The sequence below is a fragment of the Nonomuraea sp. SBT364 genome (genome assembly GCF_001083785.1).
Taxonomy (GTDB): Bacteria; Actinomycetota; Actinomycetes; order Streptosporangiales; family Streptosporangiaceae; genus Nonomuraea.
The window spans coordinates 36481-55126 of record NZ_LAVL01000046.1 but is presented as its reverse complement, the minus strand read 5'-3'; the positions used below and the strand labels follow the sequence as shown (position 1 = coordinate 55126).

16 protein-coding genes are annotated in these 18646 nt (G+C 73.0%); 8 read left to right on the top strand and 8 right to left on the bottom strand.

Going from position 1 to position 18646, the window contains the following annotated elements:
• Positions 1-2: 2 nt before the first annotated feature.
• Complete coding sequence (locus ADY59_RS21645) at positions 3-1133, bottom strand: sensor histidine kinase (RefSeq protein WP_156325639.1); 1131 nt, start codon at positions 1131-1133, stop codon at positions 3-5.
• Between the two features lie 382 nt (positions 1134-1515).
• Here ADY59_RS21645 and ADY59_RS21640 point away from each other — a divergent pair, with 382 nt between their 5' ends.
• The 8 genes from ADY59_RS21640 (at position 1516) to ADY59_RS21605 (ending at position 11029) form a co-directional block, all read left to right on the top strand.
• Entirely contained in the window at positions 1516-2133 is a 618-nt protein-coding gene (locus tag ADY59_RS21640) for a DedA family protein (protein WP_049564875.1), read from the top strand.
• 37 nt (positions 2134-2170) lie between these two features.
• Positions 2171-2974 (top strand): DMT family transporter, encoded by an 804-nt coding sequence (locus tag ADY59_RS21635; RefSeq protein WP_049564873.1) that lies wholly within the window; start codon positions 2171-2173, stop codon positions 2972-2974.
• Positions 2975-3021: 47 nt separating this feature from the next.
• Positions 3022-4233 carry a glycosyltransferase gene (locus ADY59_RS21630; RefSeq protein ID WP_082310291.1) on the top strand — a complete coding sequence of 404 codons (1212 nt, stop codon included), beginning with the start codon at positions 3022-3024 and terminating at the stop codon, positions 4231-4233.
• Positions 4230-4955 carry a DUF998 domain-containing protein gene (locus tag ADY59_RS21625; RefSeq protein ID WP_049564871.1) on the top strand — a complete coding sequence of 242 codons (726 nt, stop codon included), beginning with the start codon at positions 4230-4232 and terminating at the stop codon, positions 4953-4955. Before ADY59_RS21630 ends, ADY59_RS21625 begins: the two co-directional genes overlap by 4 nt.
• Before the next feature lie 127 nt (positions 4956-5082).
• Positions 5083-5916 carry a cytochrome P450 gene (locus ADY59_RS21620; RefSeq protein ID WP_156325638.1) on the top strand — a complete coding sequence of 278 codons (834 nt, stop codon included), beginning with the start codon at positions 5083-5085 and terminating at the stop codon, positions 5914-5916.
• Positions 5913-6665, top strand: a complete 753-nt coding sequence (locus ADY59_RS21615) for an isocitrate lyase/PEP mutase family protein (protein ID WP_049564867.1) — start codon at positions 5913-5915, stop codon at positions 6663-6665. The genes ADY59_RS21620 and ADY59_RS21615 overlap by 4 nt, the downstream gene beginning before the upstream one ends.
• A gap of 7 nt (positions 6666-6672) precedes the next feature.
• On the top strand, positions 6673-9483 hold the full coding sequence (locus ADY59_RS21610) for a BTAD domain-containing putative transcriptional regulator (protein WP_049564865.1): 2811 nt from the start codon (positions 6673-6675) through the stop codon (positions 9481-9483).
• A 34-nt stretch (positions 9484-9517) separates the two neighbouring features.
• On the top strand, positions 9518-11029 hold the full coding sequence (locus tag ADY59_RS21605; protein ID WP_049564863.1) for a DHA2 family efflux MFS transporter permease subunit: 1512 nt from the start codon (positions 9518-9520) through the stop codon (positions 11027-11029).
• Here the strand turns inward: ADY59_RS21605 and ADY59_RS21600 are convergent.
• From ADY59_RS21600 to ADY59_RS21570, 7 genes are all read right to left on the bottom strand, one after another.
• Positions 10992-12206, bottom strand: a complete 1215-nt coding sequence (locus tag ADY59_RS21600; protein WP_156325637.1) for an MFS transporter — start codon at positions 12204-12206, stop codon at positions 10992-10994. The genes ADY59_RS21605 and ADY59_RS21600 overlap by 38 nt on opposite strands.
• Before the next feature lie 137 nt (positions 12207-12343).
• The gene (locus ADY59_RS21595; RefSeq protein WP_156325636.1) at positions 12344-13264 is read right to left on the bottom strand and encodes a serine hydrolase; all 921 of its coding nucleotides are present in this window, start codon (positions 13262-13264) and stop codon (positions 12344-12346) included.
• Between the two features lie 60 nt (positions 13265-13324).
• Complete coding sequence (locus ADY59_RS21590; RefSeq protein WP_049564857.1) at positions 13325-14203, bottom strand: alpha/beta hydrolase; 879 nt, start codon at positions 14201-14203, stop codon at positions 13325-13327.
• A gap of 52 nt (positions 14204-14255) precedes the next feature.
• Positions 14256-15650, bottom strand: a complete 1395-nt coding sequence (locus ADY59_RS21585) for an NAD(P)/FAD-dependent oxidoreductase (RefSeq protein ID WP_049564855.1) — start codon at positions 15648-15650, stop codon at positions 14256-14258.
• A gap of 125 nt (positions 15651-15775) precedes the next feature.
• Positions 15776-16573, bottom strand: a complete 798-nt coding sequence (locus ADY59_RS21580) for an ABC transporter permease (RefSeq protein ID WP_049564853.1) — start codon at positions 16571-16573, stop codon at positions 15776-15778.
• Complete coding sequence (locus ADY59_RS21575) at positions 16570-17421, bottom strand: ABC transporter permease (protein WP_049564852.1); 852 nt, start codon at positions 17419-17421, stop codon at positions 16570-16572. Before ADY59_RS21575 ends, ADY59_RS21580 begins: the two co-directional genes overlap by 4 nt.
• A 4-nt stretch (positions 17422-17425) precedes the next feature.
• Positions 17426-18619 (bottom strand): ABC transporter substrate-binding protein, encoded by a 1194-nt coding sequence (locus ADY59_RS21570; protein ID WP_049564850.1) that lies wholly within the window; start codon positions 18617-18619, stop codon positions 17426-17428.
• Between the last annotated feature and the right edge of the window lie 27 nt (positions 18620-18646).

Below are 18646 nucleotides of genomic sequence, written 5' to 3'. Positions count from 1 at the left end.
GGTCAGGGGAGGGTGATGGTCAGGGTCCAGCCGGTGGGTGTGGGGCCCGCGGTGAGGGTGCCGTCGGCGAGGCGGACGCGCTCGCGGAGGCCGGCCAGGCCGAGGCCGCCGGACGGGAGCGGCGGGCGGGAGCCGGTGGCGGGGCCGTTGCGGACGGTGACCCGGTTCGGGGTGACCTCGACCGTGACGGGGGCACCGGGGGCGTGTTTGGCGGCGTTGGTGAGGCCCTCCTGGACGACGGCGTGCGCGAGGCCGGGCGCGGGGCCGGTCACGTCGAGGTCGATGCGCATGCCGGAGTCGCGGGCGCGTTCCACCAGGGCCGTCACGTCCTCGTGCACCGGGGCGAGCGGCGCGGCGTCGGCGTCGTCGCGCAGCACGCCGATGATCTGGCGCAGCCGCTCGGTGGCGTCGGCGGCCGCCATCCGGAGTTCGCCCGCGGCCTTGACCTGGGCGGGGTCGAGACTGGGCGACATCTCCAGCCCGGCGGCGCGTACGGCGATGAGGGCGAGGTCGTGCCCCAGTGAGTCGTGCATGTGCCGGGCGATCCTGGCCCGCTCGCGCAGCCGCGCCTGCTCGGCGGTGGAGCGGCGGGCCTGCTCGCGCTGTTGCAGGAGCCTGCGGCGCAGCAGCCCCAGCAGGTACGGCACCGCGTAGGTGCCGACGAGGCCGGAGGTCATGGTCACCCACAGGGCGAGCGTGCCGCCCCTGGACAGCGCCAGGCCGACGCCGATCGCCGTGGCGACGACGGCCAGGGCGAGGGCGGGCCACACCCGGGGCAGCCGCCGTCCGGAGAGGTACGCGTACCAGATGACGAACGGCGAGACCGGCACGAGCGGGAAGATCTTCACGCCGGTGGACGGCGGCGAGAGCCAGGCCAGATCGGTGGTGGCGAACCCGTCACGGAAGTCCCAGGGGCCGAGCGGCAGCAGCAGCGCCACCGCCGCGAGCGGCCACGGCCTGCCGACCAGCACGATCACGCCCATCAGCACGATGCGGGGCACGGTGACGAGGCCGAAGTCGGCCACGCCGTCCAGCGGGTCGGGGCCCATCACGGAGACCGCGACGGACAACAGGCACCAGAGCAGCACGTCCTGGACCACTTGGCGGCGGCTCTCGCGGCGCAGTCGGTTCACGGAACAGAAGGTACCGGCGGCTCCGGGCCGTCCGATGCCGCCGATGGTCGACGGCGGACCCTGACGAAAGTCAGGGTGGGGCCTCGTCCCCCGCCCAGGTGGGGCTAGCACCACCACAAACGTGGATACCTCCACTCCTGCGCCGGGCGGCTGGAACCGGTTTGATCGAACCAGGTCGCAGGCCGGACCCTGACGAAAGTCGGGGGTAGGGCGTGCCGATCGGCCGATGTGCCACGACCTGCGGGGTTCCTAGTTTCGGAGTGCGCTGGCCCTGACCCGGCTCGGGGAAGGGCCCGCGTTCGACCGGGGGCATCCCCGATGTCCCGTCGTCCCTCACGCCACCAGGCTTGAGAGCGCTCCTGACTGATCGGAGAACACACTGATGTCACACACCATCCTGGACTTGCTCCAGCAGGTGATGTCGTCGCCGTGGCTGTACCTCGCACTGTTCGCGCTGGCCCTGCTCGACGGGTTCTTCCCCGTCGTGCCCGCGGAGACCTCCGTCATCACGGCGGGGGTGTTCGCGGCCACCGGTGAGACGAACCTGGCGCTGGTCATCGTGGTGGCGGCGCTCGGCGCGTTCTGCGGCGACCACATCTCGTACCTGCTCGGCCACAAGGGCGGCGGCAGGCTGCGGGAGCGCAAGGCGTTCGTGTGGGCGCGCGACGCGCTGGCCGAGCGGGGCGGGCTGGTGCTGGTCGTGGCCCGTTACATCCCGGGCGGGCGGACCGCGACGACGCTCACCATGGGCGCCGTCCGCTATCCGCTGCGCACGTTCACGTTCTTCGACGCGATCGCGGCGGTGTCGTGGGGCGTGTATTCGGGGCTGATCGGGTTCTTCGGCGGGATGGCGTTCGAGAACGACCCGATCAAGGGTCTGCTGCTCGGCCTGGGCATCGCGCTGTCGGTCACGGCCGTCGTGGAGATCGTCCGGTGGGTCAGGAAGCGGCGCGCCACCAAGGCTTCGCCCGAGCGCCTTCCTGCAGACACGTCCGTTTGACCCTATTTGGCGACTATCCAGGTTGAAGGGAGTGGGCATGACTGTGCTGGCCGCGGTGATCGCCCTGATCGGTTCGCTGTTCTTCGCGCTGGGAGCCGCGTTGCAGCAGTTCGAAGCGGTCGGTACGGCCAAGCCCGGCCTGCTGGCCCTGCTCCGGCGGCCGCGCTGGCTGATCGGCGGCGCGTCCATCCTGGCGGGAGGCGGGCTGCACATCGTGGCGCTCGGCCTCGGCCCGCTGACCGTCGTCCAGCCGATGGGTGTGGCCAGTCTGCTGTTCGCGCTGCCGATCGCCGCCACGCTGCACGGCCGCAGGCCCGCCCGGCGGGAGCTGGGCGCGGCGGCCGTGGTCGCGGCGGGACTGATCGGGCTGGTGCTGCTCGTGCCCGAGTCCGACGGCCCGACCGTGCTCGAACCGTCCGGCGTGTTCACGCTGCTCGGCGTCGCCGGCATCGCGGCCGTGCTGTTGTGGGCCGGCTCGAAGGCGGCCTCACCGGCCGGCCGGGCCGCGCTGCTGGCGACCAGTTCGGGCGTCCTCTACGGCGCCACCGCCACGCTCCTGCGGGTGCTGGTGGACGGCGGCTGGAACTGGTGGTACCTGCTCGCGCTGCCCGTCCCGGCGCTGCTCGCGCTCATGATGCTGCAGCGCGCCTACGCCGTCGGCCACTTCGGGGTCTCCTTCGCCTCCCTGCAGATCGCCGACCCGGTCACCGCCGTCGCCTTCGGCGCGCTGCTGCTCGGCGAGCCGCTGCCCACGGGAATCCTGCCGATCGCCGCGGCGGCGCTGACCGCCGCCGGCACCGTCGCCCTGGCCCGCACCACGCCGCTGGAAGCCCAGCCGTGACCACCCGCACCGAACTTCCGCACCCTCGACACAACGGAGTCACCACCATGGCCATGCCCCTGCGCGCAGTCGACGACACGGCCGCGCTCGTCCCCGTCCCCGCCCGTCCGCGCCGCATCCTGATCTCCACCGACACCTACCCGCCCGACGTGAACGGCGCGGCTGTCTTCACGCACCGGCTGGCCACCGGCCTGGCCGGGCGGGGCAACGAGGTGCACGTGGTCTGCCAGTCGGACCTGGGGCCCGCGAGCGCCGACGTGGTCGACGGAGTGATCGTGCACCGGCTGCGCTCGGCCCCGGTGCTGGTCCACCCGACCATGCGGGTCACGGTCCCGACGCGGCTGGACCGGCTGATCGGCGCCATCGAGCCCGACGTGCTGCACACCCAGGGGCACTTCGTCGTCGGCCGGGCCGCCATCGCCGCCGCCCGCCGCCGTGACATCCCGGTGGTGGCGACCAACCACTTCATGCCGGACAACCTCTTCCAGTTCGGCCACATCCCGGAGCGCCTGCGCGCCAAGGCCGGGCGGCTGGCCTGGCGGGACTTCGGCCGCGTCTTCGGCAGGGCCGACCACATCACCACGCCGACGCCGCTGGCCGCCACGCTGCTGGCCGAGCAGGGCTTCGGCCGCGAGGTCGAGCCGGTGTCCTGCGGCATCGACCTGGCGCGGTTCCACCCCATGGCGGAGCCGAAGGCGTGGGCGCGCAAGGCGTTCGACCTGCCCGACCGGCCCACGATCCTGTTCGTCGGCCGCCTCGACGAGGAGAAGCGGCTCGACGAGATCGTGCGCGCGCTGCCGTACATCCTGAACGAGACCGACGCGCAGGCGGCGTTCGTCGGCAAGGGCAACCAGCGGGGCGACCTGGAGCGGCTGGCCCGGCGCATCGGGGTGGGCGAGCGGACGTTCTTCCTCGGCTTCGTGCCGGACGAGAGCATGCCGCAGGCGTTCGCCGCCGCCGACGTGTTCGCGATGCCGGGCATCGCCGAGTTGCAGAGCATCGCCACGCTGGAGGCGATGGCGTCCGGCCTGCCGGTGGTGGCCGCCGACGCGATGGCGCTGCCGCACCTGGTGGAGGGCAACGGCTACCTGTACGAGCCGGGCGACGTGATGGCGCTGGCCCGGCACCTTTCGGGCATCCTGTCCGACGACGCGCTGCGGGAGCGGTTCGGCCGGGCCAGCCGCGATCTCGCGCTCACCCACGACCACCAGACGTCGCTCGCCCGTTTCGAGCAGATCTACGACGAGGTCACGCGATGACGTCCCAGCAGGACGCCCCGCAGGGCGCGATCGGGTTCGCCGTCGGCGCGACGGTGGCGGGGGCCCTGGTCGCCGTGCTCGCCCTCGGCTACGCGCAGGTCGCGCTGCCGGCGCAGCCGCTGCTCAGCGACTACGCGCTGGTGTCCGGCGGGCTGGTGCCCGTGCTGGCCGGCATGCTGGCGCTCGCGGGGGCGTGCCTGACGCTGGCGTACGGGCTGGCGGTCCGGGAGCCGGGGCGCACGGCGGCGACCAGGGTGCTGCTGCTGGCGGCGGCGGCCGGGCTGATGATGAGCGCGGTCTTTCCCACCGATCCCGGCGGGTCGGAGATCGACACGCTGACCGGGGAGATCCACCGGTGGGCCGCCGCCGTCGTGTTCACCACGCTGCCGGTCGCCGGGTGGACCCTGACGCGGGGCCGGGAGGCGCGGCCGCGCTGGAACGCGGTCCGCGCGCTGAGCGTGACGTCCGTCGTCGCGCTGGCCGTCTACCTGGCCGCGCACCCCGCCTCGTTCACCTCGGCGTGGATGGACGGCGCCGCCTACTACGGCCTGCTGGAGCGGGCGCTGGTGGTGGCCGAGATCGCGCTGATCGTCGCCATGGCGGTGGCCGCCGGCCGGCGCACCGGCGCCGTACGCGCCCAGGCTCCCGCCCCCGCCGCCGAACCGGCCGACCCGGGCAATCAAGGCGAGAGCGCCGAGCGGGGTGCCCGGCTGGTGGCCTGATCGGCACAGCGGGCCGGCACAGCGGGCCGGCACAGCGGGCCGGCACAGCGGGCCGGCACAGCGGGCCGGCACAGCGGGCCGGCATGGTTAGACGGGCGCCGAATCGATGCCGGGCTAGCGTGACCACATGCTCGTCACACGACATACCGAAGCCTGTTCCGTGCTCGCGGACTCCCGCTACGTCCCGCCGCCGGTGCGGCAGGGGGCCCCGGTGGGGACGCTCGCCTGGTTGCGCGCCCTGGTGTCCCGGTTCAGTACCGGGGAGGTGCACGCGGACCGCCGGGCGACGCTGACCGCGCTGCTCGCGGAGCTCGCGGGGCCCGACGTGGCGCGGCTGCGGGCCGGCGCGAGGAGGCTGACGCTGGAGCGGCGGGGCGACTGGCGGGGCGTGCCCACGGCGGTGCTGGGCGAAGCGCTCGGCTTCCCGGAGATCGACCGCCTGGTCGAGGCCGTACGCGCGGCCGCACCCGGCTACCTGTCCGGCGAGGAGTCCGCCGACGCGGACGCCGCCGTGACCGAGCTCGTGAAGCTGGCCGGGCAGGGGTCCTGGCAGGGGTCCTGGCAGGGGTCCGAGGACGACGGGATCGCGCGGATCACGCTGCTGCTGCAGGCGCACGCCGCCGTCGAGGGGCTCGTCGCGAACGCGCTGGCGCACGCCACCCCCGGCGTCCCCGTGGACGACCTGCTGCACGAGACGCTGCGGCACGATCCGCCGCTGAAGGTCACGCGGCGGGTGGACCGCGAGACCGGTGACGAGGTCGGGATCGATCTGGTGACCGTCAACCGCGACCCTGACGTGTTCGCGGCCCCTGACCGGTTCGACGCGGCTCGCGGGGAGACGCCGCATCTGACGTTCGGCGCCGGGCTGCGGCCCTGTCCGGCGGCCCGGCACGCGCTGGCGCTGGCCGCCGGGGTGCTCGACGCGCTGGCCGGCACCTCGGCCTCCGGGGAGGGACGATGAGCGAGGCGTTCCGGGCGTTGCACCGGCCGGGCGAGCCGCTGCTGCTGCCCAACGCGTGGGACTACGGGTCGGCCGCGATGCTGGCCCGGGAGGGGTTCGCGGCCGTGGGGACGACGAGCCTGGGCGTGTCCGCCGTCCACGGCAAACCCGACGCGGGCGGCGCGACCAGGGACGAGACGGTGGCGCTCGCCGCGACGCTGCGGACGCTGGACGTGATGGTCAGCGTGGACGTCGAGGGCGGGTTCAGCGACGACCCCGGCGAGGTGGCCGAGCTCGTCGCCGGCCTGGCGGCGCTGGGCGTGGCGGGGGTCAACCTGGAGGACGGCCGGGCCGACGGCACGCTCCGGCCGATCGGCGTCCACCAGGCGGTCATCGAGGCGGCCAGGGGGCACGGCGTGTTCGTGAACGCGCGGACCGACACCCACTGGCTGAAGACCGGCGACACGCTGGAGCGGGTCAGGGCGTACGGGCACGCGGACGGGATCTTCGTGCCCGGCCTGAGCGACCTTGCCGGGATCGCCCGGCTGGTGGAGAGCACGCCGCTGCCGGTGAACGTGCTCTACCAGCCGGCCGGGCCGTCGCTCGCCGAGCTGGCCGGGGTGGGCGTGGCCCGGGTGAGCACCGGGTCGCTGCTCTACCGGGCGAGTCTGCACGGCGCCCTGTCGGCGGTGCGGGCCGTACGGAGGCAGGAGGAGCCCGCGCTGCCCTCATACGCGGACATCACCGCCATCCTGCCGGAGCCGCGATAATCGGGGCATGCGCTTCGAGATCCTCGGGCCCAGCTCGGTGCTGGGCGATGACGGCGCGCCGGTGCCGCTGGGCGGGCCCCGGGTGCGCGCGCTGCTGGCGCTGCTGGCGCTGGAGGCCGGCCGGGTCGTGAGCGCCGAGCAGCTCGTCGACGGGCTGTACGGGACGCGGCCGCCGGAGGGGGTCGCCAACGCGCTGCAGTCACAGGTGTCGAGGCTGCGCAGGGTGCTGGGGCGTGACCGGGTGGAGTTCCATCCGGCGGGCTACCGGCTGGCCGCCGATCCGCTGGACGTGGACGCGCACCGGTTCGAGCGGCTGGCCGGCGAGGGCCGGGAGGCGCTGGCGGCCGGTGATCCGCGCCGGGCTGCGGCGCTGCTGAGTGAGGGGCTGGAGCTGTGGCGGGGGACGGCGCTGGCCGACGGGCCGCACGCCGAGGCGGCCGCCGCCCGGCTGACGGAGCTGCGCCTGGCCGCCGTCGAGGACCGGGTCCAGGCGGATCTGGAGCTGGGCCGGCACCGCGAGGTGGTCGCCGAGCTGAGCCGGCTGACCGCCGATCACCCGTTGCGTGAGCGGCCCCGGGCCCAGCTGATGCGCGCCCTGTACGGCAGCGGCCGCCAGGCGGAGGCGCTGGCCGCGTTCGAGGAGGGGCGGCGCATCCTCGACGAGGAGCTCGGCGTCGAGCCGGGTCCGGAGCTGGCCGCGGCCCACCTGGCGGTGCTGCGGGCCGACCCGTCGCTGGGCACGCCGGCGGCGGGCGTGACCCGGCAGGGCCTGCGCGCCCAGCTCACCAGCTTCGTCGGCCGGGCCGAGGAGTTGCTGCAGGTGCACGCGGGGCTGGCCGAGGCCAGGCTGGTCACGCTGATCGGCCCCGGCGGCGCCGGCAAGACGCGGCTGGCGGGCGAGGTGGCCGAGCGGGCCGACGGCGACGTGTGCTTCGTGCAGCTCGCGCCGGTGTCCGACGCCGCCGAGGTGCCGGCGGCGGTGCTCGCGGCGCTGGACATCCGCGACCGGACGCACGGCACCGAACTGCCCGCCGTGGAGCCGGCCGCCCGCCTGGCCGTCGCGCTCGCCGACCGCAGGCTGCTGCTCGTCCTGGACAACTGCGAGCACCTGATCGAGGCGGTGGCGGGGCTGGCCGATCTGCTACTGGGGTCCTGCCCGGGGCTGCGCGTGCTGGCGACCAGCAGGGAGGCGCTCGGCATCATCGGGGAGCGCATCCTGCCCGTGCCGCCGTTGCGGCTGCCGCCGCCCACCGCCGCCGACCCGCTCGCCTACCCCGCGGTCCGGCTGTTCGCCGACCGGGCGACGGCCGTACGGCAGGCGTTCGCGGTCGACGACGGCAACGCCGCGGACGTGATCCGCATCTGCCGGGCGCTCGACGGGCTGCCGCTGGCCATCGAGCTGGCCGCGGCCCGGCTGCGCACGCTGACGGTGCCGGAGGTGGCGGCGCGGCTGGACGACAGGTTCCGGCTGCTGGCGCGCGGGAGCCGGACGGCGCTGCCCCGCCATCAGACGTTGCGCGCGGTGGTGGCGTGGAGCTGGGATCTGCTGGACGAGGCCGAGCAGCGGCTGGCCAGGCGGCTGACGGTGTTCGTGGGCGGGGCGACGGCCGAGGCGGCCGAGCGGGTGTGCGGGGCGCCGGAGGAGGTGCTGTTCTCGCTGGCGGAGAAGTCGCTGGTCGAGTCCGTCGGCGGGCGCTACCGGATGCTGGAGACGATCCGGGCGTTCTGCGCGGAACGGCTGGAGGAGTCGGGTGAGATCGGCGAGCTGCGCGACAGGCACGCCGCCTACCACCTGGAGCTGGTCCGCACCGCCGACGCGCACCTGCGGCGGGCCGAGCAGCTGGAGTGGCTGGCCCGGCTGGACGAGTCGAGCGACGACGTGAACGCGGCGGTGCGGTGGGCGACGGAGTCGGGCCGCAACGAGCTGGCGCTGCGGCTGGTCGCCTACGCCGCCTGCTACTGGTGGATGCGCGGGCACCGGGTCACCAGCGCCACGCTGGCCGCCGAGCTGCTGGGGCGGCTGGACGACAAGGTGCCGGACGGCATGGACGAGGAGTACGCGATGTGCGTGCTCGTGGCCGCCTGGACCGGGCGTGCGGTCGACGACCAGATGGCCGCGCGGCTGGCCGCGCTGCACGGGCTGCTGCCCGAGGAATACCTGCTGCGGCGGCTGGAGTTCCTGACGCTGCTCCTGCCCATGTTCACCGGCCCGCCCACCGACTATCGCTCGGTGGAGGTCACCCGGCAGCTCGCCCACCTGCTGCCGCCCTGGCAGCAGGCGCTCATGTACAGCGGTGAGGCGTTCATCATGCAGATCGAGGGCCGGTTGGAGGAGGCCAAGGCCCAGTTCGAGCGGTCGCTCACCATCTTCCGGGAGATGGGCGAGCGCTGGGGCGCCATGCTGGTGGTGTCGGGGCTCAGCGACGTGGCCTTTCTGCAGGGCGACTACGTGGCCTCGGGCGCGATGGCCGACGAGGCGCTGCGGTTGTCGCGTGAGCTGGGCGCGATGGCCGACACCAGCGACAACCTGTGCCGCCGGGCCGACACTCTGGCCCGGGTCGGCGACCGGGCGGGCGCGCGCGCCGACTACCTGCTGGCGGCCGACCTGTCGCGGCGGATCGGCGCGTCCGACACGCTGGCCAGGGCGCACTGCGGGCTGGGTGAGCTGGCCCTGTCCGAGGGCGACCTGGGCTCGGCCCGGCGGTGGGCCGAGCAGGCGAACCAGGAGTGCCCCGAGGAGTGGCACAGCGCGAATGACGTGCGCGATCGCATCGCCGCCCTGCTGACGCTGGTCGGCGGGACCGTCAGCGGGCGGTAGGCACGCGGTCAGCGGCCGCCGCGACAGTGGCGGCATGACGAAGAAATGGTCCTGCCTGGCCGTCGCCTGCCTGGCCACCCTCCTGCTCTCGCTGGACCTGACGGTCCTGCATCTCGCACTCCCCCGGCTGGTCGGCGACCTGGGGGCGAGCTCCACCGAGCTCCTGTGGATCGGCGACATCTACGGGTTCGCGCTGGCCGGCCTGCTCATCACCATGGGCAACCTGGGCGACCGGATCGGCCGCAAGCGGCTGCTGCTGATCGGGGCCGTGGCGTTCGCCGCCGCCTCGGCTGTCACCGCGTACGCGCCCAGCCCGGAGCTGCTGATCGCGGCCAGGGCGCTGCTGGGTGTGGCCGGGGCCACGATCATGCCGTCCACGCTGTCGATCATCCGCAACGTGTTCACCGACGCGGCCGAGCGGACCACGGCCGTCGGGATCTGGAGCGGGATGAGCGCCGCCGGGTTCGCGGTGGGGCCGGTGGTGGGCGGGCTGCTGCTCGACCACTTCTGGTGGGGCTCGGTCTTCCTGATCAACCTGCCGATCATGGCCGTGGTACTGGTGTGGGGCATGAGGGTGCTGCCCGAGTCTCGCAATCCGGACGCCGGGCGGATCGACCTGCCCAGCGTGGTGCTCTCGTTCGCCGGGGTCGTGGCGGTCATCTACGCGGTCAAGGAGGCGGCGCACCGGGGGGCGGAGCACGCGGACGTGCTGGTCGCGGGCGTGCTGGGCGTCGCCTGCCTGGTGGTCTTCACCTGGCGGCAGACGCGGCTGGCCGAGCCGCTGATCGACGTGCGGCTCTTCCGGCGGCGCGCGTTCACCGCCTCCATCAGCACGAACCTGCTGGCCATCTTCACGATGATGGCGATGTCGCTGATCTTCGCCTGGTATTTCCAGCTCGTGCTCGGCTGGTCGCCGCTGCAGGCCGGGCTCGCCGGACTGCCGGGCGGGCTGAGCGGCGCCATCGGCGGCATCGTGGCCGGCAAGCTGATCGGCGTGATCGGCAGGAACGGCGTCGTGGCCCTGGGGCTGGCGCTCAACGCGCTGGCGTTCTTCTACTACAGCACGCTCGGCACGGAGGTGAGCTACCCGGTCATCGCCGTCGTGATGATGGTGGGCGGGATGGGGATCGGGCTGGCGTTCACCGTCAACAACGACAACGTGCTGGCCACGGCCCCGGCGCGGCGGGCCGGCGCGGCGGCGGCGGTGTCGGAGACGTCGTTCGAGCTGGGCGGCGCGCTCGGCATCGCGATCCTCGGCACCGTGCTCAACAGCACCTACACCAGCAGTGTGCGGGTGCCCGCCGGGGTGCCGGAGGAACCGGCCAGGGAGTCGATCGCCGGTGCGATGGCCCTGGCCGAGACGCTGCCCGCCGAGCAGGCCGGGCAGCTCGTGCAAGCGGCCAGGACGGCGTTCGTCGAGGCGGTGCACGTCACCGCGCTGACCACGGCCGGCATGCTGGCCGTGGTCGCGCTCCTCGCGCTCGTCGGGCTGCGCGGCGTGCCGAAGGTCATCCCGGAAGAAGTGCTGGCGCGCGCTCACTCGTGACGGCCGGGCGGGGCCGGAGGGCGCGGCGGCGGGCCAGCACCAGCACCGCCGCCAGGCCCGTGATCAGCGGGGGCACCACGAAGGCGAGCGACGGGCCGAACCGGTCCACGAGCTGCCCGGCCGCCGTCGACCCGACGGCGATGCCCAGCCCGATGGCGCCGTTCAGCCAGGTGAACGCCTCGGTCCTGGCGGCGGCGGGCACCAGCCCGTCGATGATGGTGTAACCGGTGATCACGACAGGGGCGATCACCAGTCCCGCCAGCGCCGCCGCGCCGTACAGCAGGGGCAGGGACCCGGCCGGCACGAGGGCGCTGGTCGCGGCGGCGAGCAGGACCAGCCCGCAGCCGAGCCGGACGGTGGCGGGGACGCGCCAGCGGACCGCGCCGTACAGCAGCCCGCCGGCCAGGCTGGCGCCCGAGAACGCGCCGTACACGGGTCCGGCGGAGGCGGCGGCGCCCAGCGCCTCGGTCAGCGACGTGATCCCGACCTGGAGGCTGCCGAACACCGATCCCATGGCGAGGAAGGCCGTCGCGAGCAGTGCCACGCCGCGCAGGCGCAGCACCCCCACCGGGCGCGCCGACGCCGCCGAGCCCGCCGGGGCGGCGGTCTTCACGGCGGCGAAGGTGAGCGTGCCGGTGACGACCAGGACGAGCGCCACCAGCAGGGCCACGACCGGCGAGTACGACGTCGACAGGGCGACCAGGATGACCGGGGCCAGGGTGAAGGTGAGCTCGTCGGTGACGGACTCGACGGCGAAGGCGGTGTTGAGGTCCGGGCCGCTGAGGCGGTGCGCCCACCGGGCCCTGACCATGGCCCCCACCTGGGGGGCGGTCGCGCCGGTCAGCGCGGCGGCGACGACCAGCGGCGGCGCGGCGGCGTGCGAGGCGGCCAGCGCCACCAGCCCGCCGAGGGCCAGCGCGTGCGCGCACACCTGCGGGACGAGCACCCTGGCCTGGCCGTGGCGGTCGGCGAGCCGCCCGATCCGGGGGCCGGCGAGCGCCTGCGAGACGGCGGCCGCAGCGGCGGCGACGCCGGCCGGGCCGTAGGCGCTCGTGGACCACTCCACCAGCAGCAGGACGCCCAGCTGGGTCATCGCGAACGGCAGGCGGGCCACGAGCGCGGGCAGCAGGAAACGCCAGGCGCCGGGCGTGGCCAGCACCGGGAGGTAACTCTTCAACGGGTCTCCGTCCAGGTCAAGACGGAGCCGTCCCGGAGGAGCGCACCGTCGTGGTGGGCTTCGACCGGGGTGATACCGGCAGGAGGGCCGGCCGCCGAGCGGTCAATCAGGCGCGTTGGAACGCGACAGCTGTCATCCTATGCGGTCGGTCCGGCCGCGCAGGCCCGGGTCCTGCCGGGCGTGAGGGTGCCGAGCCGGGTGCCGACGATCTTCGCCAGGCCCTCGATGGTGGCGATGCCGTGGCCCTCGCTCGGCTGGTGATCGGTCTGGACCGACAGCAGCAGGTCCCGGCCGGGACCGGTGACGCGGCCGTAGCTGGTGACGGCCCAGGTGTTGCGCACGAACGGCCGGGGCGTCCAGCCGTTCTTGAGCGCCACGCGGTCGCCGGGCCGGGCGGCGGCGCTGACCCCCCAGTCCTGGTCGCGGTGGACGCGGCCCATCAGCGCGAGCACCAGCCCCCGGTCGGCGGCCCGCAGTCCCCTGCCCCCCTCGGCCAGCAGTTGCAGCAGCTTGACGCGGTCGGCGGGCGTGGTGGTGGTGCCTCCCCAGTAGCGGCCCGGCCCGGGTGTCGTCTCCCGCAGCCCGAGCTTGCGGTAGAAGGCGGCCAGCCCGGCGCCGCCGCCGGCCCGCCACCACAGGGAGTCGGCGGCGTGGTTGTCGCTCTCCCTGATCATGCGCGTGGCCAGGTCGCGCTCCCCCGAGCGCAGCTCCTTGCGCCGGGCCAGCAGCGCCATGAGGATGTCGACCTTGGACCCGCTGGCCGTGATCATGCCGCGTTCGTGCTCGCGGTGGCCGAACGAGACCCCGGAGACCAGGTCGAGCGCGCTGTAGGCGATCCGCCCCGGTTTGCCGCCGACGTAGCGGGCCACCTGACGCTCCAGCCGGGCCTTGGCCGCCCTGGCCGCCTTCGCGTCGGGCAGCGTCAGCACGCACCGCGCGGCCTTCGCGGGCAGGCGCGCGGCCGCGTTCGCGGACGCCCGCACGGGCGCCGCCGTCTCGCTCTCACACCCTGCCGCCAGCACCAGGACCGCCACCGCGGCCCACGATCGCGCACGCACGCCCAACCCCCCGTGATCTCACCGGGGGTCAGCCGATCTCCTGCCCAGCCGCCGCGCCGGTCAACCCTGGAGGTGTTCGCGCAGGAATCCGGCCGTCGCCTCGACGGCCTGCGTGACGTACGGCTCGCGGTCGTAGAGGTCGACGTGCCGCTTGGCGTCCAGCCACACGATCCGCTTGGGTTCGTCGAGCCGCTTGTACGCCTCCTCGGCGCCTTCCGGCGAGCAGAAGCGGTCCACCACGCCGTGCACGATCAGCGCGGGGCGCGGTGACAGGAAGTCGGCGCCCATCATGTTGTCCATGGTGATCAGCTCGCGCACGCTCGCCCGGGTGACCCGGTTGTCCCAGTGCGGCGAGGCGGACCGTTCGGTGCCGTAGTAGGCGTACGGCTCCTCGCCCGGCATGGCTGCCTCGCCCTCCTCGGCGACCGCCGGCAGGTAGGCCACCGGCCCGCCCTGGTCCTGGGCCTCCAGCACCTCGGTGAACGAGCCCAGCGCGCCCTGGTAGTCCATGCCGGACCGCATGGCGTACGGGTTGTTGTAGGCCCCGGCGATGCCCGCGAACGCCTTGACCCGGGGGTCGAAGGCGGCGAACTTCAGCGCGTAGCCGCCGCCCAGGCAGATGCCGACCGCGCCGATCCGCCCGGCGTCGACCTCGGGCCTGGCGCGCAGGAAGGACACGGCGGCCCGCAGGTCGTGCAGCTTGCCCTGCGGGTCCTCGTGGCAGCGCGGCTCGCCGCCCGACTCGCCCCAGTTGCGGTGGTCGAAGGCGAGCGTGACGAACCCCTCGGCGGCCAGGCGTCCGGCGTAGAGCCCGGTCACCTGGTCACGCACGCCCGTGAACGGGCCGGTGAACACGAGCGCGGGCCGCGGGCCCGGCCCGTCCGGCACCCGCAGCTCTCCCACCAGCACGACGCCGTCGACGGCGAACTCGACTCTCATGCCCCCCAGTCTGCGCGAAGCGCCCGCGGCACGGGAGCCGCGGGCGTCGCGATCAGGAGTCGAAACCGAGCCCCATCCGGTCCAGGGCGCGCAGCCACAGGTTGCGCCTGCCCTGGTGCTGGTCGGCCTGGGCGATCGACCAGCGGGTGAACTGGATCACCCCGGACCGCACCGGCTCCGGCGGGAACGGGACCGGCTTCTCCTTGACCATGCGCAGCTCGGTCCGCTCGGTGCGCTCACCGGAGAGCAGGTCGAGCATGACGTTCGCGCCGAAGCGGGTGGCGCCGACGCCCATGCCGGTGTAGCCGGTCGCGTAGGCGAGCCGGCCGCCGTGCGCCTGCCCGTAGAAGGCGCTGAACCGGCTGCAGGTGTCGATCACGCCACCCCACCTGTGGGTGAACCGCACCTCGTCGAGCTGCGGGAACGTGGCGTAGAAGTGCCCGGCGAGCTTGACGAAGGTCTCGTCGCGCTGGTCGTACTCGGGCTTGACGTGGCCGCCGTTGTAGTAGACCGCGTCGTAGCCGCCCCACAGGATCCGGTTGTCGTCGGTCAGCCGGTAGTAGTGGAACTGGTTGGCCGAGTCGCCCACGCCCTGCCGGTTGCGCCAGCCGACCTCGGCGAGCTGGGCGTCGCTGAGCGGCTCCGTCATCAGCGCGTAGTCGTAGACCGGGACCACGAAGTGCCTGAGGCGGCGCAGCAGCGGCGGGAACACCCCGGTGCCGAGCGCCACCCGGTGGGCCGACACGGCGCCCTGCGGGGTGTGCAGCGCGATCGTGGCGCCGTCGTCGTCCAGCGAGCGGACCGGGCTGCGCTCGTAGACCCGCACGCCGAGCCGGACGCACGCGTCGCGCAGCCCCCAGGCCAGCCGGGCCGGGTCGAGCATGGCGCACCCGCTGCGCTCCCAGAGCCCGCCCAGGTAGGTGGGCGAGTTGACCTCGGCGCGCACCTGGTCCTGGTCCAGGGTCACGAAGTCGAGGCCGAGCCGGTCGATGACGTCGAGGTTCTCGTGCAGGCTGTCGAGCTGCCAGGGCTCGGTGGCGACGTTGAGCTCGCCGGTGCGCTCGAAGGAGCAGTCGACGCCGTAGCGCTCCAGTGTCCGCTCGATCTCGTCGAGGTTGGCCACGCCCATGCGTTCCAGCCGGTCGATCTCGTCCGGCCAGCGCTCCAGCCCGTTGGACAGGCCGTGGGTGAGGGTCGCCATGCAGAACCCGCCGTTGCGGCCGGACGCCGCCCAGCCGATCCGGCGGCCCTCCAGCAGGACCACGTCCTGCGCGGGGTCGCGCTCCTTGGCCATCAGGGCTGCCCACAGCCCCGAGAAGCCGCCGCCGACGACGACCAGGTCGGCGCTGGTGTTTCCGGTGAGCCGCGGTCGCGGCTCCGGTCTGGCCGGGCTGTCCAGCCAGTACGGCTTGCGCTCCGCGTCAGCCAGCGCCTTCAGCGGATCCACAAATCCCACTTCCCTACGGTGTCTTCATGTGAAATCGCGGGACCAGAAATGGTGATCACGCGCGGGTTCCCCCCGCCGGAATCCGATCTCGCCTCCCTGTTCTTGGTCAGGAGTAAGTGTCTCGATCACACGCGGCGGCGTGCCGCGACCGCGTTGACGATCGCGATCAGCACGCCGATGCCGAAGATCAGCGTACCCATCACGTTCACCTGCGGGGGGATGCCCGTCTTCACCGAGCCGATGATCCACAGCGGGAACGTCAGGGTGGAGCCGTTGACGAAGCTCGTGACGACGTAGTCGTCGATGGACAGCGCGAAGGCCAGCATCGCCCCCGCGAGCACGCCGGGCATGATCGACGGCAGGGTGACCTGCCGGAACGTGCCCCACGCGGACGCGCCGAGGTCCCTGGCCGCCTCCTCCAGCGCCGGGTCCAGCGTGACGACCCTGGCCCGGACCGTCACGGTGACGAACGCCAGCGAGAACAGCACGTGCGCGATCGTGATCGTGATCGCGTCGCGCGGCAGGTTGGCCGAGACGAACAGCGACAGCAGCGACGCGCCCATGACCAGCTCGGGCGTGGAGATCGCGGCGAACACCAGGAAGTTCGTCACGCCGCGGCCCCGGAAGCGGTGCCTGCCGAGCGCCAGCCCCAGCATCGTGCCGATCACCACGGTGATGGCGGTGCTGACCAGCGCGATGTACAGCGAGTTCTTCAGCGCCTCGGTCAGGCCCGGGATCGCGAACAGCTCGCCGTACCAGCGCAGCGTGAAGCCCTGCCAGCTGGCGTTGGACTTGCTCTGCTTGTCGTTGAAGCCGAACAGCACCATGACCGCGATCGGCGACGACAGCCACAGGATGACCAGCCACGTGTAGGCGTGCAGCAGCCGGTCGCCGAGCCGCCCGCGGGATCGGCGGGGCCTCATCGGGCCGCCGCCTCTAGCACGTTCTCGGTGCCCAGCACCCTGGCGTACACGAAGATGCCCACCAGCAGCACCGCCATCAGCGTGAACGACAGCGCCGAGGCCGTCGGGTAGTCGTTGTTGACCAGGTATTCGGTCTGGATGATGTTGCCGATCATGGTGTTGCCGGTGCCGCCGAGCACCTGCGCGTTGATCGGGTCGGCCGTGGCCGGCACGAACGTCATCAGCACCCCGGCGAACACGCCCGGCAGCGACAACGGGAGCACCACCTTGCGGAAGGCCGCCCCCCGCGTCGCGTACAGGTCCTGGGCCGCCTCCACCACGCGCGGGTCGACCCGCTCCAGCGCCACGTAGATCGGCAGGATCATGAACGGCAGCCAGTTGTACGTCAGCCCCGCCACCACCGCGAACGCCGTGGCGAGCACGTGGAAGCCGGCCGGCAGCAGCCCCCACGACTTCAGCGTGCCGAACAGGATGCCGTCGTCGGCCAGCAGGAAGCCCCACGAGATCGTCCGCAGCACGAACGACACGAAGAACGGCAGCAGCAGCAGGAACAGGTAGACCGACTTGCGGCTGCCGCCCCGGAACGCGATCCAGTACGCCACCGGATAGCCGATGAGCAGCATCGCCACCGTGGCGCAGCCCCCGTACAGCAGGGAGCGGACGAGCTGGGTGCTGTAGCCGCCGATGGCGTCGCCGTAGTTGGACACGCTGAACGTCATGACGAAGCCGTCGATCACGTTCCCCGTCTGCAGCGACACCGACGCCATCGCCGCCAGCGGCACCACCAGGAAGATCGCCAGCCACATCCAGCTCGGCAGCGCGAGCAGGTAGGGGGTGAGACGTCGCATCGGCCTAGGCCTGGGTGATCGACTGGAAGATCGGGTTGAACACCTGCTCCTGCGCGGTGGTCAGCTTCGTGTAGTTGCGCAGCTTGGCGTAGTCGGCCTCGGTCGGGAACATCAGCGGGCTCTCGGCCATGTCGAGCAGGGCCTGCTTGTCCTCGCCCGTGGCGGTCCCGGCCTTCTCCTTCAGCAGCTGCTGCACGGCCGGCACCGGCGTGACGAACTGGATGTACTCGTCCAGTTCGGCGGCGATCTCCGGCTTGTAGAAGAAGTCCATGAGCGCCATGGCGTCCACCGGGTTGGCCGCGCCTTTGGGGATGAGCATGTTGTCGGTCCAGATCGTGCCGCCCTCCTCGGGCACGTAGAACTTGACCGGCTCCCCGGCGAGCTGCCGCTGGAAGACGTCGCCCGACCAGGCCATGGTCAGCCAGACGTCGCCCTTGGAGACGGCGTCGATGTAGTTCTGGTCGTAGTACTTGCGCACCAGCCCGGCCTCACGCTGCGCCTTGAGCTTCTCGCCGGCCTTCTTCCAGTCGTCCTCGGTGGACTTCTCCGGGTCGATGCCGAGGGCGATCATGCCGAAGTTGGCGATCTCCTGGGCGTCGGCCATCATGCCGACCCGGCCCTCGTACTTGGCGTCGAACAGCGCGTCGATGCTGGTCAGCTCGTCCTTGACGTACTTGGTGTTGTACGCGATCCCGGTGACGCCCGAGGCGAAGGGCATCGTGTGGACGTTGCCGGGGTCGTAGGAGCGCTCCTTGTACTTGGCGCCCGCGTTGGCCTGGAAGTTGGGCATCTTCGTCTGGTCGAGCGCCACCGCGTAGCCGAGCTCGATCATGTGCTGGAGCTGGATGCCGTTGGTCATCACGACGATGTCGTAGCCCAGCGACTGGCCCGCCCTGAGCACCGGGTCGGCCTTGCCGAAGAACTCCGCGTTCTCGTTGATGACCTCCTTGTACTCGTAGGAGATCCCGGTTTCCTGCTGGAACTTCTTCAGCGGGCCGTGGTCCTCGGGCATGTACTCGGGCCAGTTGGCGAAGACGACCTTGCCGTTCTTCTTCTGCTTGGCCCAGTAGTCCTTGACGGCGTCGGGCTTGGCGGGCGCGGCCTTCTGGCCCTGGACGCCGCAGGCGGCCAGCGCGAGCCCGGCGGCGGACAGTCCGGCCAGCCTGAAGGCGTCGCGGCGGGTGCGGGGCTGGGTCATTCCTCTGACGAGGGCGGGGGTGTGCAG

What these genes read in the sequence shown, in the direction of transcription:
- ADY59_RS21590 (WP_049564857.1), bottom strand. Translation starts at nt 14,203, where the DNA reads ATGAGAGTCGAGTTCGCCGTCGACGGCGTCGTGCTGGTGGGAGAGCTG.
- ADY59_RS21570 (WP_049564850.1), bottom strand. Translation starts at nt 18,619, where the DNA reads ATGACCCAGCCCCGCACCCGCCGCGACGCCTTCAGGCTGGCCGGACTG.
- ADY59_RS21640 (WP_049564875.1), top strand. Translation starts at nt 1,516, where the DNA reads ATGTCACACACCATCCTGGACTTGCTCCAGCAGGTGATGTCGTCGCCG.
- ADY59_RS21580 (WP_049564853.1), bottom strand. Translation starts at nt 16,573, where the DNA reads ATGAGGCCCCGCCGATCCCGCGGGCGGCTCGGCGACCGGCTGCTGCAC.
- ADY59_RS21605 (WP_049564863.1), top strand. Translation starts at nt 9,518, where the DNA reads ATGACGAAGAAATGGTCCTGCCTGGCCGTCGCCTGCCTGGCCACCCTC.
- ADY59_RS21615 (WP_049564867.1), top strand. Translation starts at nt 5,913, where the DNA reads ATGAGCGAGGCGTTCCGGGCGTTGCACCGGCCGGGCGAGCCGCTGCTG.
- ADY59_RS21575 (WP_049564852.1), bottom strand. Translation starts at nt 17,421, where the DNA reads ATGCGACGTCTCACCCCCTACCTGCTCGCGCTGCCGAGCTGGATGTGG.
- ADY59_RS21635 (WP_049564873.1), top strand. Translation starts at nt 2,171, where the DNA reads ATGACTGTGCTGGCCGCGGTGATCGCCCTGATCGGTTCGCTGTTCTTC.
- ADY59_RS21630 (WP_082310291.1), top strand. Translation starts at nt 3,022, where the DNA reads ATGGCCATGCCCCTGCGCGCAGTCGACGACACGGCCGCGCTCGTCCCC.
- ADY59_RS21610 (WP_049564865.1), top strand. Translation starts at nt 6,673, where the DNA reads ATGCGCTTCGAGATCCTCGGGCCCAGCTCGGTGCTGGGCGATGACGGC.
- ADY59_RS21620 (WP_156325638.1), top strand. Translation starts at nt 5,083, where the DNA reads ATGCTCGTCACACGACATACCGAAGCCTGTTCCGTGCTCGCGGACTCC.
- ADY59_RS21625 (WP_049564871.1), top strand. Translation starts at nt 4,230, where the DNA reads ATGACGTCCCAGCAGGACGCCCCGCAGGGCGCGATCGGGTTCGCCGTC.